The organism is Streptomyces sp. Y2F8-2, from assembly GCF_014905555.1.
In the GTDB taxonomy this organism is placed as follows: Bacteria; Actinomycetota; Actinomycetes; order Streptomycetales; family Streptomycetaceae; genus Streptomyces; species Streptomyces cynarae.
The window spans coordinates 419,414-432,917 of record NZ_BNGS01000004.1; the positions used below are offsets into that span (position 1 = coordinate 419,414).

14 protein-coding genes are annotated in these 13,504 nt (G+C 69.7%); 3 read left to right on the plus strand and 11 right to left on the minus strand.

Translation table 11 applies throughout. The features are described 5' to 3' along the window. The first annotated feature begins 84 nt into the window (after positions 1-84). Entirely contained in the window at positions 85-1,281 is a 1,197-nt protein-coding gene (locus SY2F82_RS16245; RefSeq protein ID WP_200419785.1) for a cytochrome P450, read from the plus strand. Positions 1,282-1,816: 535 nt separating this feature from the next. Further along, the gene (locus tag SY2F82_RS16250) at positions 1,817-2,530 is read left to right on the plus strand and encodes a CAP domain-containing protein (RefSeq protein ID WP_200419786.1); all 714 of its coding nucleotides are present in this window, start codon (positions 1,817-1,819) and stop codon (positions 2,528-2,530) included. A 145-nt stretch (positions 2,531-2,675) separates the two neighbouring features. On the opposite strand, the gene SY2F82_RS16255 is transcribed toward SY2F82_RS16250, so the two are convergent. The 10 genes from SY2F82_RS16255 to SY2F82_RS16300 all read right to left on the minus strand — a co-directional run bounded on the left by SY2F82_RS16255 (position 2,676) and on the right by SY2F82_RS16300 (position 11,761). Beyond that, positions 2,676-3,215 carry a hypothetical protein gene (locus tag SY2F82_RS16255; RefSeq protein ID WP_236041504.1) on the minus strand — a complete coding sequence of 180 codons (540 nt, stop codon included), beginning with the start codon at positions 3,213-3,215 and terminating at the stop codon, positions 2,676-2,678. Beyond that, positions 3,212-3,481 carry a hypothetical protein gene (locus tag SY2F82_RS16260; RefSeq protein WP_200419787.1) on the minus strand — a complete coding sequence of 90 codons (270 nt, stop codon included), beginning with the start codon at positions 3,479-3,481 and terminating at the stop codon, positions 3,212-3,214. The genes SY2F82_RS16255 and SY2F82_RS16260 overlap by 4 nt, the downstream gene beginning before the upstream one ends. Before the next feature lie 157 nt (positions 3,482-3,638). Beyond that, positions 3,639-3,998: an AzlD domain-containing protein gene (locus tag SY2F82_RS39510; protein WP_308437771.1), complete on the minus strand. Its 360-nt coding sequence runs from the start codon at positions 3,996-3,998 to the stop codon at positions 3,639-3,641. Between the two features lie 306 nt (positions 3,999-4,304). Beyond that, a complete protein-coding gene (locus SY2F82_RS16270; protein ID WP_200419788.1) occupies positions 4,305-4,589 on the minus strand; it encodes a hypothetical protein in 285 nt (94 codons plus the stop codon). Between the two features lie 254 nt (positions 4,590-4,843). Continuing rightward, a complete protein-coding gene (locus tag SY2F82_RS16275; protein WP_200419789.1) occupies positions 4,844-5,392 on the minus strand; it encodes a GNAT family N-acetyltransferase in 549 nt (182 codons plus the stop codon). A gap of 174 nt (positions 5,393-5,566) precedes the next feature. Beyond that, positions 5,567-6,076, minus strand: a complete 510-nt coding sequence (locus tag SY2F82_RS16280; RefSeq protein WP_308437769.1) for a YrdB family protein — start codon at positions 6,074-6,076, stop codon at positions 5,567-5,569. Positions 6,077-6,191: 115 nt separating this feature from the next. After that, positions 6,192-8,342 carry an RNA polymerase recycling motor ATPase HelR gene (gene helR, locus SY2F82_RS16285; protein WP_200419790.1) on the minus strand — a complete coding sequence of 717 codons (2,151 nt, stop codon included), beginning with the start codon at positions 8,340-8,342 and terminating at the stop codon, positions 6,192-6,194. A 36-nt stretch (positions 8,343-8,378) separates the two neighbouring features. Further along, the gene (locus SY2F82_RS16290) at positions 8,379-9,590 is read right to left on the minus strand and encodes a glycosyltransferase (protein WP_200419791.1); all 1,212 of its coding nucleotides are present in this window, start codon (positions 9,588-9,590) and stop codon (positions 8,379-8,381) included. Positions 9,591-9,764: 174 nt separating this feature from the next. Further along, entirely contained in the window at positions 9,765-11,102 is a 1,338-nt protein-coding gene (locus SY2F82_RS16295; RefSeq protein ID WP_200419792.1) for an MFS transporter, read from the minus strand. Then, on the minus strand, positions 11,099-11,761 hold the full coding sequence (locus SY2F82_RS16300; RefSeq protein WP_200419793.1) for a transcriptional regulator: 663 nt from the start codon (positions 11,759-11,761) through the stop codon (positions 11,099-11,101). The genes SY2F82_RS16295 and SY2F82_RS16300 overlap by 4 nt, the downstream gene beginning before the upstream one ends. A gap of 117 nt (positions 11,762-11,878) precedes the next feature. On the opposite strand from SY2F82_RS16300, the gene SY2F82_RS16305 reads away from it, so the two are divergent. Continuing rightward, complete coding sequence (locus tag SY2F82_RS16305) at positions 11,879-12,781, plus strand: aminoglycoside phosphotransferase family protein (protein ID WP_200419794.1); 903 nt, start codon at positions 11,879-11,881, stop codon at positions 12,779-12,781. Positions 12,782-12,902: 121 nt separating this feature from the next. Here SY2F82_RS16305 and SY2F82_RS16310 read toward each other — a convergent pair whose 3' ends face one another. Further along, positions 12,903-13,238, minus strand: a complete 336-nt coding sequence (locus SY2F82_RS16310; RefSeq protein ID WP_200419795.1) for a hypothetical protein — start codon at positions 13,236-13,238, stop codon at positions 12,903-12,905. Positions 13,239-13,504: the final 266 nt, after the last annotated feature.

Here is a 13,504-nt window from a genome sequence, read left to right on the forward strand (position 1 = left end):
TTCCGACCCGGCAGGCCCCCCGGGGCGCGTTCCTGCGGCGCCGCCCGGCCGGACTTCCGTCCCTGCCAGTGAGGTGGTACCTCGATGAGCATCGTTGACCTCGCCGCGCTCGGCGAGTCCTTCACCCGCGACCCCTACTCCGTGTACGCCCGCTTACGGGCCCAGGGCCCGGTGCACCGCATCCGGATGCCGGAAGGGGGCGCGGAGGCCTGGCTGGTCGTCGGATACGAGGCCGGACGCGCGGCGCTGGCGGACTCCCGGCTCTCCAAGGACTGGAGCAAAGCGTCCCCCTCTCTGCCGCTGGGGGCCGTCTCGTCCGGCCCGCACATGCTCAGGGCCGATCCGCCGGACCACACCCGGCTGCGCAAACTGGTCGCCCGCCAGTTCACCGCGCGCCGGGTGGAGGAACTCGCGCCGCGCATCCAGAAGACGACCGATGCGCTCCTGGACCGGATGCTCGCCGCCCCCGACGGGCGCGCCGACCTCGTCGAGGCACTGTCCTTCCCGCTGCCCATCTCCGTGATCTGCGAACTCCTCGGCGTTCCGGACCTCGACCGCGACTCCTTCCGGAGGTGGTCGAACGATGCGCTCGGCGCCACCGACCCCGAAGAGCGGACAGCCGCGGCGACCGCGATGGCGCGCTACTTGGCCGAGTTGGTGGAGGGCAAGCGGCACCGGCCCGGCGACGACCTCATGAGCGCGCTGATCCACGGTTCGGACGAGGACGGCGACAGGCTGTCCCACGAGGAGCTTCTCGGCATGGCCTGGCTCCTGCTCGTCGCAGGCCACGAGACGACCGTGAACCTCGTCTCCAACGGCGTGCTCGCCCTCCTCACCCATCCCGAGCAGTTGGCCGCCCTGCGCGCCGACCTCTCCCTCATCGACGCCGCGGTCGAGGAGATGCTGCGCTACGACGGCCCGGTGGAGACCCCCACGTACCGCTTCACCACCGAGCCGCTGACCATCGGCGACACTGCCATCCCCGGGGGCGGCGAACTCGTCCTCGTCGCCATGGCCGACGCCAACCGTGACCCCGCGCGCTTCCCCTCGCCCGACCGCTTCGACATCTCCCGTGACGCCCGCGGCCATGTGGCGTTCGGCCATGGCATCCACTACTGCCTGGGGGCGCCGCTGGCCCGCCTGGAGACCCGCATCGCCATCAGGACTCTGCTGGAACGCTGTGGCGACCTCGCCCTGGACATCCACCCGGCAGCGATCACCTGGCGCCCGGGGATGATGATCCGCGGTCCGCGAAGCCTGCCCGTCCGGTTCAGCCGGTAGCCCACCGGTCACCGGGCGCGGGAGAGGAGGGGAGCGGGGTTCCGGTCGCCCTCGGGCCGCCGGTGTGACTCTTGTCATGGCCGACCTCTGTCGTACGGCGACGCCTAGTAGCTCCCCGCCTCCTTCTCATTTGGTGTTCATGTGCCGCCAAGCGGACATTCCTCACCGAGGCTGTGCGGCATTATCGATCATTCCTTCATCCCGGATTTTCCTTCTTTCCTCGCTCCTTTGACGGCGTCACGGAGAATCGGGAATGCGCTGAGCGGGATTTAGCGTGCCCGTCGATGTCTGGCAAGAGTCGCGTTTTCCTACGAGAAAGCCTAGTACTCCGCGCTCATTGCCCTTGTTGCCCCGCCTTCCGAGAATGACCGGGCCGCAGGGCGTCCCGGAATCTACTGCGCCGGCTCCCGTGCAGGTGGCCGGGGTTGGCGTTGCGTACAGCGCACACCGCATGGTTCCGCACGTGGAATTGTCATGCGCCGTAAATGCCGGGGTGCTGCGAGAAGCGATGCCAATACCTAGTGAGGACGGTCGCGTGAGCAAGCACCGCAGGACATTGCACCACCGAAAGGCAGTCATAGCCGCCGTCGCCATCGCCGCCGTCGGCGTCCCGTCCGTCGCCATGGCCTGTGCGGACTCCTACAACGGACGGCCGAACACGCACCGTTCACACCATCACTGGCGCCACAGCTCCGGCAGTGCCGCGAAATGGCACCGGGCGAAGACGACCGGGAGTCCGGCGCCCCAGGTCAAGGCGAGCCCTTCGGCGACCACCGCCCCCACCACCCGGCCCACGGCTTCGAGCGCCCCGGCGACCACCGCCCCCTCCACTCGGCCGACGGCTTCGAGTGCTCCGACATCCAGTGCCCCCGCCTCTGCCACGGCGCGCGTCGTCGCGCTCGTCAACAGTGAGCGGGCCAAGGTGGGTTGTGCACCGCTGACCGTCAACTCGAAGCTGGCGAAGGCCGCTCAGGCACACAGCGCCGACATGGCCGCCCACCAGAACATGTCCCACACCGGCTCCGACGGCTCCTCCCCGGGTGACCGGATCACCAGCGCCGGATACTCCTGGAGCTCGTACGGCGAGAACATCGCCTACGGCTACAGCACCCCCGAGAGTGTCATGGCAGGGTGGATGGCCAGCCCCGGACACAAGCGGAACATCCTCGACTGCGGATTCAAGGAGATCGGCGTAGGCCTCGCCCAGCCCGGCTCCTACTGGACGCAGGACTTCGGCACCGCCCGCTGACCACGCCGCCTCGCCGACGACTCACCTGACTCGGCGGGGCGGTGGCGTTCGGCCCGCGCATATCCGGCCGCCCTGTGGGCCCATGACCCAAGGGCGGTCGGATCATCACCACCTGCGGACGGCAGGCGGCCCGTGCCCGGGGTGATCAGGGCCGGGCGCCTGTCTCCACTGCGTCCGGTGCGGTGTCCGGCGATGGCTGCGGCGTCCACTGCGACCGCAGCAGCAGTCGTACGCGGTGGAAGAGGAAGGCAGCCATCGGGAGTTCGACGAAGACGGCGAGCGCGGTGGACGTCCAGACCGCGGACGTGCCCAGGGCGAGCGAGACATCGAACCATGCGTCGCACACCAGGAGCACGGCGGTCGCCAGGGCGGGCAACACCACGGCGCGGTGGCGGCGCATTCCGAGGACCGCTGTCGCCCCCAGTGCCGTGAGGAGCAGTATGTCGAAGCCGACCCAGGTCGTGCGCCATGCGTGGACGCGGTAGTCGGACGGCAGGGTCACTCCCAGTACCACCGTCCAGGGAATCAGTCCCAGTGCCGACACCGCGAGCAACTCGAGGGTGTGCCGTCGGCGCCGCTCGAGCAGAGCGTCCCGGCCGGCCCGTCCCGCAAGTGGCGGGCGCACCGGTCTTGAGACGTCCTCGCAGGGGACGGTCTGCACCGGGTCCTGTGTCGCCCGGCTCATCGGCGCGCCGCTTCCTCGGCGACGACGGGCGAAGGTGCGGGGTACCAGGCCGCGAGGCGCCGCGTGGTGAGCCAGCCGAGACCGGCCAGGAACACGCCGAACACAGCCTCCGGAAGGTGCTGGCTCACCAGCATCACCGCGGCAGCGGAGTCCAGGCCCATCGCCAGAAGGATGAACGCGGCGCGCCGCCAGGCCTGACGCGGTGCGGTGGCTGCCACAGGACGGTCGGGCCGGCGGTGAAAGACGGCCGATGTGCTGTGGCTCATCGCGGCCACCTCTCCTGACCCGTTCGTTCTTGGTCCATGTCAGCCTCCGGAGATCCGAGAGATGACAGGCACAACCGGAGGCATATCTCCTGTTATTCCGGCCGAGGCCGTCAGGGCTGCCCTTCACGGGGTGATGTGCGGCACACCGTCGGGCGGTTCACAGGGCGTTGAGCAGGATGACGTAGACACCGATGCCGATGCCGATGCCGATGCCGGTGCCAATGCCGACGCTGAGGATGGTGCGCCGGCCGAAGCCCAGGTGCACGCCGATGGTGACGGCGACGGCGAGCAGGGCGTACCAGGCGCCGTGCGCGTCCTCGGTCATGGTGCCGTGCAGTGCGGTCACGGCGAGGATCAGCAGAATGCCCGCCGGCATCCATCCCGACAGCTGTCGCACCAGTGCCGAGCCACGCAGTCTGCCGAGCACCGCGAAGGGCACGGCCCGCAGGGCGAGGGTGATGGTGAAGACGGCCCGTAGGGCACCGGGCTCGACGATCGGGCGCCCGCCCGTGGTCAGGCGGTGAGTCCCGCGTCGCGGGCCAGGAGAGCGGCCTGGACGCCGCGATCGGTGTCGCAGTGCCGTGGGTGAAGGACAGGCGCGGCAGGCCGTACTGACCCGGGCGGACCGTGCGCCGACCGAGCCACGAGAGGAACACAACCCGTGGGCGCGTGGCGCAGGCACGTCGGCACGGTGCTGACCGCGACGCTCACGCCCGTGCGTCGAGCGTGGGCGGCTGAACTGTGCCGTGAAGTGGCCCGCTCACCGCCGGATTGCCGCCGAACCGCGCGAGCAGGCCGCCGTCGATCGGCTGCCGACTCCTCGCTATGCGGAAGCCACGACTTGGCCGGACATGACCTGGGGAGGGTTGGGGAGCAGCGACGCGACGTTGTGCCGCACGAAGGCCGCCGCCTTCTCGATCGATTCCTCGACCCCCTCCTCGCTTTCGAAGACAGTGGTCGAGATCATGACTCCGTCTCCGGCGTCGACCCAGTAGTAGGCGAGGAGTCCCGGGATCTGGCGGATCAGCGGCACGAACTCCTCACTCACCCTGCGCCCTGCCTCGGCCGGATCGGTCACCCCTTCGTACCGTCTGACGGCTGCGTACACGCTGTTCTCCTCACGAGTCCGGGGCATCATCACTTGCTGTCCGCAGACGCCGTACCCGTGCGACCCCTGCTCCGCTCGCGAGTCGTTCGTCAATCACCGGAAGGGGCCGACCCGTGGTCCGAATGGCGGCCTTCGCTGTCGCGGTTGCGCCCGACCGACTCGTAGCCGCGGAATCAACGCAACTCCGGCAACACGGAGCGCCGGGCGGCCCGCCCGCCATGGGCGCACTGCCAGGGCAATGCGTGAGGACAGCGTCAGGCGTCGGCGTCTCGGAGGCCGACTGCGTCGTGCTGCCAGAACAGCTCCGAGTACACAAGCGTTCCCGTCATCCACTCCTCGTACGCCGGGAGCCTGAGCACCTGGAAGGCGGCGTCGGGGATACGCAGGGACGGCTTGCGGAAGCCGAGCTCTCCACCGGGCACGAACCCGAAGCGTGCGTAGTAGGCCGGGTCCCCTTCGAGGAAGACAAGGGGAACCGCCCGCTGCGCTAGGATCCGCACACCGCTGCGGACCAACGCCGCCCCCACCCCCCTCCGCTGGTGACTGGGCCTCACGGCCAGCGGGCTGAGCACCTGTACGTCGACCAGGCGCCGTGGTGCATCGAGCAGGCTGCGGCTGAACAGGACGTGTCCGACCACCTGTCCCGCTTCTTCGGCGACCAACGACAACCCGCAGTCAGGGGTCAGCGTGTCCCGCAAGCCGTCCGTCAACTCGCCCACGACAGTCCCGTGATCACCGAACGCCTCCAAGTGGAGGTTCCGAACGGATTCTCTGTCACCAGGCTGCTCTTCACGAAGATCCATAGCTCCTGAGAGTAGGAGACACCGTCCTTACCGGCGAGTGGGTTGACAGCAGGCCAAAGGCCCGGGCGCAGGCAGTTCTGGCGCCCGGACACCCGCCGTCGGCAGGATCCGGCGAGATGGGCTTCTACGGGGGCGTGGGTCGCAAGACCGCTCTGTCCGCCGGTGCGTGAGCCCTCAACGGGACTCCGGTGAGCGTGTGACAGGCGCCTGCCCTGCGGGCAGGGCCACCAGGGTACGGCGAAAGGCCTCGGCCACCGCCGTGTTCGCGATGACGACGACCGCCATGGTCACTGCGGCAACGTGGTGCCCGACTCCGTAGACGGCCGCTGCGCCACCGCCCAGCACGACCGTCTTGACGACCAGAACGAGCGGCAGCCGCGGCCGCCACCGCGCCTTCGGCGCAGCGAACAACGACCAAAGCACGATCGCCGACAGGGGCGTGCCCACTCCGAGCAGGACACGACCGGCCCCGTCCGGCCCGACCGTGAATCCCCACCAACTCAGGCAAGCCGTCGCAGCGAGTTCGAGCAGGAACGCCAGCAACTCGTTGGCGGCGTACCACGGCCACCCATCGACCAGCGTGATCGAGTCGTCTTCTCCAGGCATGAAGTCCTCTCCGGGGGAGGGCGGCAGGACAGCATGGCACGCGCGAAGGGCGTCTCGCAGCAGGCTGTCGAAGCCCACGTACACCGTTGCCGCGCCACAGTCCGGTAACAAGCGGCAGGGCCCAGGCGGCGAGCCCGGGCCCTGCCGTCATGCTCACCGACTCGGCCGGGAGCGGACGTGTGTCCGGTCGACGTCAGGAGCTTGTGAGGATGACGAGTTGCTGGGTCGCTCGGGTCATCGCCACATAGCGGTCGACCGCTCCCTCGACGCCCTTGCCGAACCCCTCCGGGTCGATGAGCACGACCAGGTCGAACTCGAGCCCCTTCGCCAGCTCCGGCGTCAGCGACCGGACACGGGACGTCTCGCGGAACGTGGGGTCGCCGATGACGCAGGCGATCCCGTCGGCATGCGCGACGAACCAGGCGTCGAGGACCGAGCCCAGATCCGAAACCGACCCGTGTACGACGGGGAGGCCGTTGCTGCGGATGGAGGTCGGCACGTTGGCGTCCGGGAGTGCGGCCCGGATGACCGGCTCGGCCTCCGCCATGATCTCTTCCGGCGTCCGGTAGTTGATGCTCAGTGAGGCAAGGTTGATCCGGTCGAACCCGATACGCTCGAGCCGTTCCTGCCACGACTCCGCGAATCCGTGCCTGGCCTGGGCGCGGTCCCCGACGATGGTGAAGCTCCGGGACGGGCACCGGAGCAGCAGCATCTGCCACTCCGCGTCGGTCAGTTCCTGAGCCTCGTCCACGACGATGTGCGCGAACGGGCCCGCGAGCAGGTCGGGTTCGGTCCGCGGCAGCGCGTCCTCGTCGACCAGGCTGTTCTGAAGGTCCTGCCCGGTCAGCATCGTCATCAGCATGCCCTGCCAGTCGTCATCGGTCCTGAGCAGGTTCTCGGTGACCTGGGCCCGGTACTCACGCTCGGCGGCGACCGCGGCCTCCCGCCGGCGCCTGTGCCGGGACGCCTCCGGGTCGCCGAGCCGCTGCCGTGCCGCGTCCAGGAGGGGCAGATCGGACACCGTCCAGGCCTGGGGGTCCGCGCGTTGCAGCGTGCGGACCTCGTCGGGACCGAGCCAGGGAGCGCACATCCGCAGGTAGGCCGGTACCGACCACAGGTCTCCGACGAGGTCAGCCGCCTCGAGCAGCGGCCACGCGCGGCCGAGGGCCGCGTTCAGCTCCTCGTCCTGGCGCAGCGCCCTGCGGAACAGGTCGGGGGAGACGTCGCCGTCGTACTTGTCCCTCAGGATCGCGACCAGCTTCTCCCAGACCTGGTCGCGCGCCTCGTTGTGCGGAGTGCCCGGCTCGGGCGCCTCGAAGGCCTCGGCCCAGTCGTCGGCGGTGAGCCGGATGTCGGACCAGTCGACCGTGACCGTGATCCCCTCGGCGGGCGGCTCCTCGTAGAACCGAACGGCCTGCTCGATCGCCCTCACCATGTCCGCGGACGACTTCAGGCGGGCAACCTCCGGGTCGGTCTCGACCGTTGCTCCCGCTCCCTCGGCGACGAGGTCCCGCAGGACGCAGGTCTGCACGCCCTCCTCGCCGAGGCTGGGCAGGACGTCGGAGACGTAGGCCAGATACGGCCGGTGCGGACCGACGAACAGCACGCCGCCGCGACGGTGACCGAGGCGGGGGTCGGAGTAGAGGAGGTGGGCAGTGCGGTGCAGCGCGACGACCGTCTTGCCCGTGCCCGGACCGCCGTCGACGACGAGGGCGCCCCGGGATCCGGCCCGGATGACGGCGTCCTGGTCGGCCTGGATGGTGGCGAGCACGTCCCGCATCCGCTCCGAGCGGTTGGTGCCCAGGCTGGCGATGAACGCGGACTGGTCGTCGAGTGCCGCGTGCCCTTCGAGCCCGTCGGCGGTGAACACCTCGTCCCAGTAGTCGCTGATCCGGCCGCCGGTCCAGCGATACCGGCGGCGGCTGGCCAGGCCCATCGGGTTGGCGTGGGTCGCCGCGAAGAACGGTTCGGCCGCCGGGGAGCGCCAGTCGACCAGCAGCCGGCGGCCCGCATCGTCGGTGAGGCCCAGTCGTCCGACGTACACGGGGTCGGGGTCGTCCGCGCGGACCATGTGCCCGAGGCACAGGTCCAAGCCGAAGCGGCGCAGGGTGCGCAGCCGTCCGTTCAGCCGGTGGACCTCGATGTCCCGGTCCATCGCCTGCTGGCCCGTGCCGCCGGGCGCCTTGAGCTCGGCTTCGAGACGGTCGGACAGTTCGGCGATCGTCAGCGCGAGGCTCTCCGCGATGGCCGCGAACTGCCGCTCGTCGCGGGCGATCAGCGCCGGATCGGCCTTGGGCGAGAGGCGGTCGGGAAGGTCGAAAGCGCTGGTGGTCAGGGGGTTCACGTCATCAGCTCCGGTGTGGTCGGCCAACGGTCCTGCTCAGCCCGCCGCGTCGAGCAGGAGCTTCGCGGCCACCCTCGCTCCGTCGGTGCGGATCGTCCCGGCCACGGCGGCCGCTCGTGCGCGGGTCCCCGGGGCCAGGGCCGTCCCGAGCGCGGCCGAAAGGGACTCGAAGGTCGGAGTCGGACCGTCGTGCGCCGCGCCGATGCCCAGCTCGGCCACGCGGCCGGCCCAGTACGGCTGGTCCACGATCTGGGGTACGACCACTTGGGGCGCCCCGGCCCGGGTGGCCGTCGTCGTGGTGCCCGCGCCGCCGTGGTGGACGACGGCGGCCACCCGTGGGAACAGTGCCTGATGGTTGACCTCGCCGACGACGAAGCAGTCGTCCCGGTCGTCGATCAGCGCCAGGTCGGCCCAGCCGCGCCCGACGAGGACCCGGCGGCCCTGCGCGCGGACCGCCTCGATGGCCACCCGGGCGACGTCCGGCGAGCCGTGCATGCGCATGCTGCCGAAGCCCACGTACACCGGCGGTTCGCCGGCCTCCAGGAATGCCGACAGCTCGTCCGGCAACGGGCGTTCGTCCGGCAGGATCCACGCGCCGGTCGGTACGACGTCCAGGTCCGTGAGGTCCAGCCGCGGCTCCAGGACCGGGTCCACCGCAAGCCACGGGTGGTCGGTGAAGACGTGGTCGCGGACGTTGGCCACCGGCGGCAGGCCGATCGACGCCCGGTGGTTGTTGAGCGCCTCGCCGTACAGCGCGTTCACCTTCTCGGCGTCGAGAGCCCACAGCACCCGGTTGTCGGTCTCGCCCGGCGGGAACGGCTTGCCCGGCCGTCCCGGCGGCGGGTAGTGAGCCGACGGCAGCGAGAACGGATGGAAGCAGGCGCAGACGTAGCCGATCCCGAGTTTCTCGGTCACCGACCGCGCGCCGGCCGGCATCAGGCCGGTCGCCACCAGTGCGTCGCATCCCTCGGCCGCCTCGGCGACCGGGCCGAAGTGGGCGTCGACCAACTCGGCCGCGACCCGGAAGGCGTCCTCGGGCGTCGGCGGCTTCGTCCCGCTCACCAGCGCGCGCACCGACGGACCGAACGGCACGTGCTCCACACCGACACCGTCCAGCAGTTCGACGAACTCCTCGTCCGGTGGCGCGCACACCAGCGCCTCGGCGCCGAGCTCCCGGAGTGCCACCGCGAGTGCCGCCACGGGTTCGACGTCTCCGCGCGACCCATAGCTCATCAAAAGAACACGCACTTCGTGATCCCCCCATTTCCGCAGCATCTGACCTTCGGCCGATGATTCTGCGGTACGACGGGGGCCTTGCCGCAAGCCCCCCAGTGCGCTATACGTTGAGAGTGGCAAGGAGTGGGTGACCTCGTTGCCTTTCCCTTTTTTGCCGTCCCCTGCGGATGGACAAGCCTCTCGCCGTCATGTCGTGAGATGCGCATCGGTCCACTGGGCGTCCTCCTCAGGTCCCCCTTCCCGGGCGCCTCGCCCGCCCACGCGGTCCATCTCGCGCCATTCCGGCCGCAGCCCGGCCAGGTTGGTGGTGAGGAAGTACGCTGCCCCACCGGCGAGGAGCACCGGCACAAGCCCGGCGGAGGCCACCGCCGCCCCAGCGATCAGCCCACCCAGCGGGATACCGGCCCAGGCCAGCGAGTCACCGAGCGCGTTGACCCGGCCCAGCATCCGGCGCGGCACCCGCTCGAAGAGCACGGCCCCCAGTACCGGGTTGAGGAAGCCCGCACCGAATCCACTGACCGCGAACACGGCCAGTACCGCCCCCATCGGCGCATCGAAGGAGAGGATCAGGAATCTCGGCGCCCCGGCCAGCAGGAATCCGGTGAAGAACACAACCCGGCGCCGCAGCCGGTGCGCGGCCATCGCGGCGACCAGGCTGCCACCGACCGCAGCGGCCCCGCCCACGCTGCCCACCAGGCCGATCGCGGTGGGCCCGTTGCCGGACTCCTTGGCCCAGACAGGGATGAGCACCGTGGTGAACCCCGCGTCCAGGAGGTTGGTGACCCCGACCATGACGATGACGGTGAGCAGCAACAGCTCGCCGCGAAGGAAGGTGAAGCCCTCGCCGAACCGCCGCCAGTAGCCCGGCCCCGTCGCCCCGGCCTGCGACGAGGTTTCCTCGATCGCATGCCCCATGCCGCGAGGCAGCGCAACCGCGATGATCAACGATCCGAGCGCGAAGCAGCCCGCGTTGACGACAAGTCCCGACAGGGGGCCGAGCAGCGCCACCATTGAGCCACCGGCCGCAGGGCCGACGGTGGATGCGAGCCGCTCGGTCACGCCGGCCAGACCGGTGGCTCGTTCCAGTGGGACCCGGCCGCGCTCGGCTGCCTCCGGAACCATCACCTCCTTGGCCAGGTCGCCGGGGCCGCGAACCGCGCCGATGAGCGCGACCAGGGCGAGCAGGAGCGGAAAGGAGAGCAGATGCAGGGCATGGAACAGGGGAACCGCAGCGGCGGCGGTGGCGCTGGCCAGATCGGTGGTCCAGGAGACGGACCGTGGACCGATCCGGTCCACGAGTGGCCCGGTGAACGCCTTGACCACCACGTACGGGGCCATCTCGCAGAAGGCGACCAGTCCGGTCCGGGTGACGCTGCCGGTCGTGACGAGCACGAACCAGGGCAGTGCGACGGCCGAGACCCGCGTACCGGTGAGCGACACGGCGATGGCGGCCAGTACCCCGCCCAGCGGGCGTAAGGACCGCCTGCCGGGTATGCCGTCGGCGCCCGAGACACTCTCCGTCATGACCTCCCCGCTCCTGTCACCGTCTCAGGACTGCGATGCGGCTTCGGTGCGGGCGCGTCCAGTTCGGGCAGGAGTTGCGTGACCACACCGATCCGCTCGGCTCCATCGGGGGCGCTCGCGGCCGCCTCCGGCGTATCGCGTCGATAGCGGGCGATGACGGCCCGCAACTCCTCGCGCAGGGCCACGGCTTCTTCGGGCGTCAGCCGTAGCGCCCAGTCGCTCATGTCGAAGGTGTCCCGCCAGGCGCGCGGCATCGTCTGCAACTCGTTCAGCGCCCGCTGGGTGCGAAGGGTGTAAGTGGCGGCGACGGACTGCAGAAAGGCCAGTGTGGCCTCGGGCTCTCGGTCAGCCAGGTCCCGGTCGTTGAGTTCCGTCGCCTGATGTACGGAACGCCACCAGCGCTCGCGCGCGTTGCCGCGTGCCGTGTCCTCCTCGACGAAGCCGGCCGCCCCGAGCTGGCGCAGGTGGTAGCTGGCCGTACCGGAGTTCACGCCGAGCCGTTCCGCGAGGCGGGTAGCGGTGGACGGGCCGTACTTCCGGAGCAGCCCGACCAACTGGACTCGCACGGGGTGCGCGAGGGCGCGCAGCCCCTTGGCATCCAGAACAACCGTGTCTGCTTCGACTCGCAGGGCGTCCGGCCCGGCGCTTGTGTCAGTCATGTCGCGCACCCTAGACCGCGAACAGTTCTTCGCAAAGACTTCTTCGCGAAGAACTGTTTGCGGTTTCAGCCAGGCCTAGGATGCGAAGGACTGCATCGACCACCTGCGGGGGACGTGTTGAGAGAGTTGGCCTGCGTCGCGCCGGAGGTCCGGGACCGGCTCGTCGTGCGGTTCGGAGTCGAGGTGCTGGACTGGTGTGACGCGTTGCCGGCTCTCGTCGGCGAACTCGCTGCTCGCTGGAACCTGGATGTCGTCGCGACCGGTGGGGGAGGCACCTCACGGGTGTTCCGCTGCTTGAGACGTGACACGGGCACCTCGGCGTGGCTGAAACTCACACCGCAGCCCGCCATCGCCCGGGAGGAAGCCGAAGCCCTGCGGGCCTGGGCCAAGACGCCGTCGGTTGTCACTCTGCTGACCGACGACCTCGCCGCCGGCGCCCTGCTACTGGAGAACGTCGAGCCGGGAGTGCCGGTGCGGCAGCTCGCCTGGAACTTGCCCCGCCTCGCGGCCCTGCTGCGGGACCTTCGGGGCTCTGCTCCCGTGCCGGGGGAGCACTCGGTACTGCGGCCTCTCTCACATCGGATCAACTTCGTGTTCGACCTGACCGACCGGAGGCTGGCGGCGGCCGGCGCGGACGGTCTGTTCGCCCCGGCGGTGCTCGAACAGGCCCGGGCGTCCGCCCTGGAACTCGCCACCGGCGGACCTGTGGGACTCGTCCATGGTGATCTGCACCCGGCCAACGTCCTGTCCGGTCCGGGCGCCCGCATGGTGGCGATCGATCCGCGGCCTGCGTGGGGCGACCCGGACTTCGACGCTGTGGACTGGGTACTTGCGGGAGTCACAAGCTTCGCTGCGTTGGAGCAGCGGATCGAGCAGCTGGCGAGGATGGTTCCCGGCCAGTCTCCCCATCGTGTGCTGCGATGGTGCCGGGCGCTGGCAGCCGTCAATGCGGTCCCCGGAATGTGCGCGGGGCGGGACGACGCGGAAACCCGGTTCCTCATGCTCCTGGCCGGCGGCTGATCCGCCCGGTGGCTGTGCCGGAGCCGGTCAGTCGTTGCCTGTACCTGTCGGCAAGGCAGCCATTCGATGCCTCCGAGCGGACCGCTGAAAACGATTCCTCGACTGACCGTTCACAGGGACCTCAGTCCAGCTCCGGAGGGAAGATGAAATCGTTGAGATCGCCGTCCACATCGCCTCCGACCGAAATGTTGTTGGTCTGATTGATGGTGATGTTCTTATTGCCCTCACCGACCTGACAGGTGAGCTGCTCGGCCAGGTCGCTGCCGACCACGTTCGCCAGTTCGGGGTCCGCATCGGCTTCTGAGCATGCGCTGGCCGGTGAGGCGCCACCAAACAGGGCGAGGGCTGTAACAGCCGTTGCTACTCCAATTTTCACGTGCTGACGCACTTTTGCCTCCATGGTCATGACCTTCGAGCCGACAGGTTGATCATCATGAAGTATGACCAAATTATCCATGCACGTCGGCGTGCATTCGGGTGAAGTCAATGCCGGCCGCCGGCAGGTGTATGGCCCAACTGGTCGCACATCCCGCAGATGTGACAGGTTGACATGTTCGCAAGTGATCTCTATGGCCCGGACCACTGGCTGGGGCCTCGCCTCCCTGGCGGACATCGCTGAGACCATCCGCATCCGAGGCCAGGGCCTGAACCCGAAGAGACGCGGCTTCGCCGTGGGCTGCGGCCCGTGCTTGGCGTCCCTGGCGCGCAGGCGCATAAGGTTCC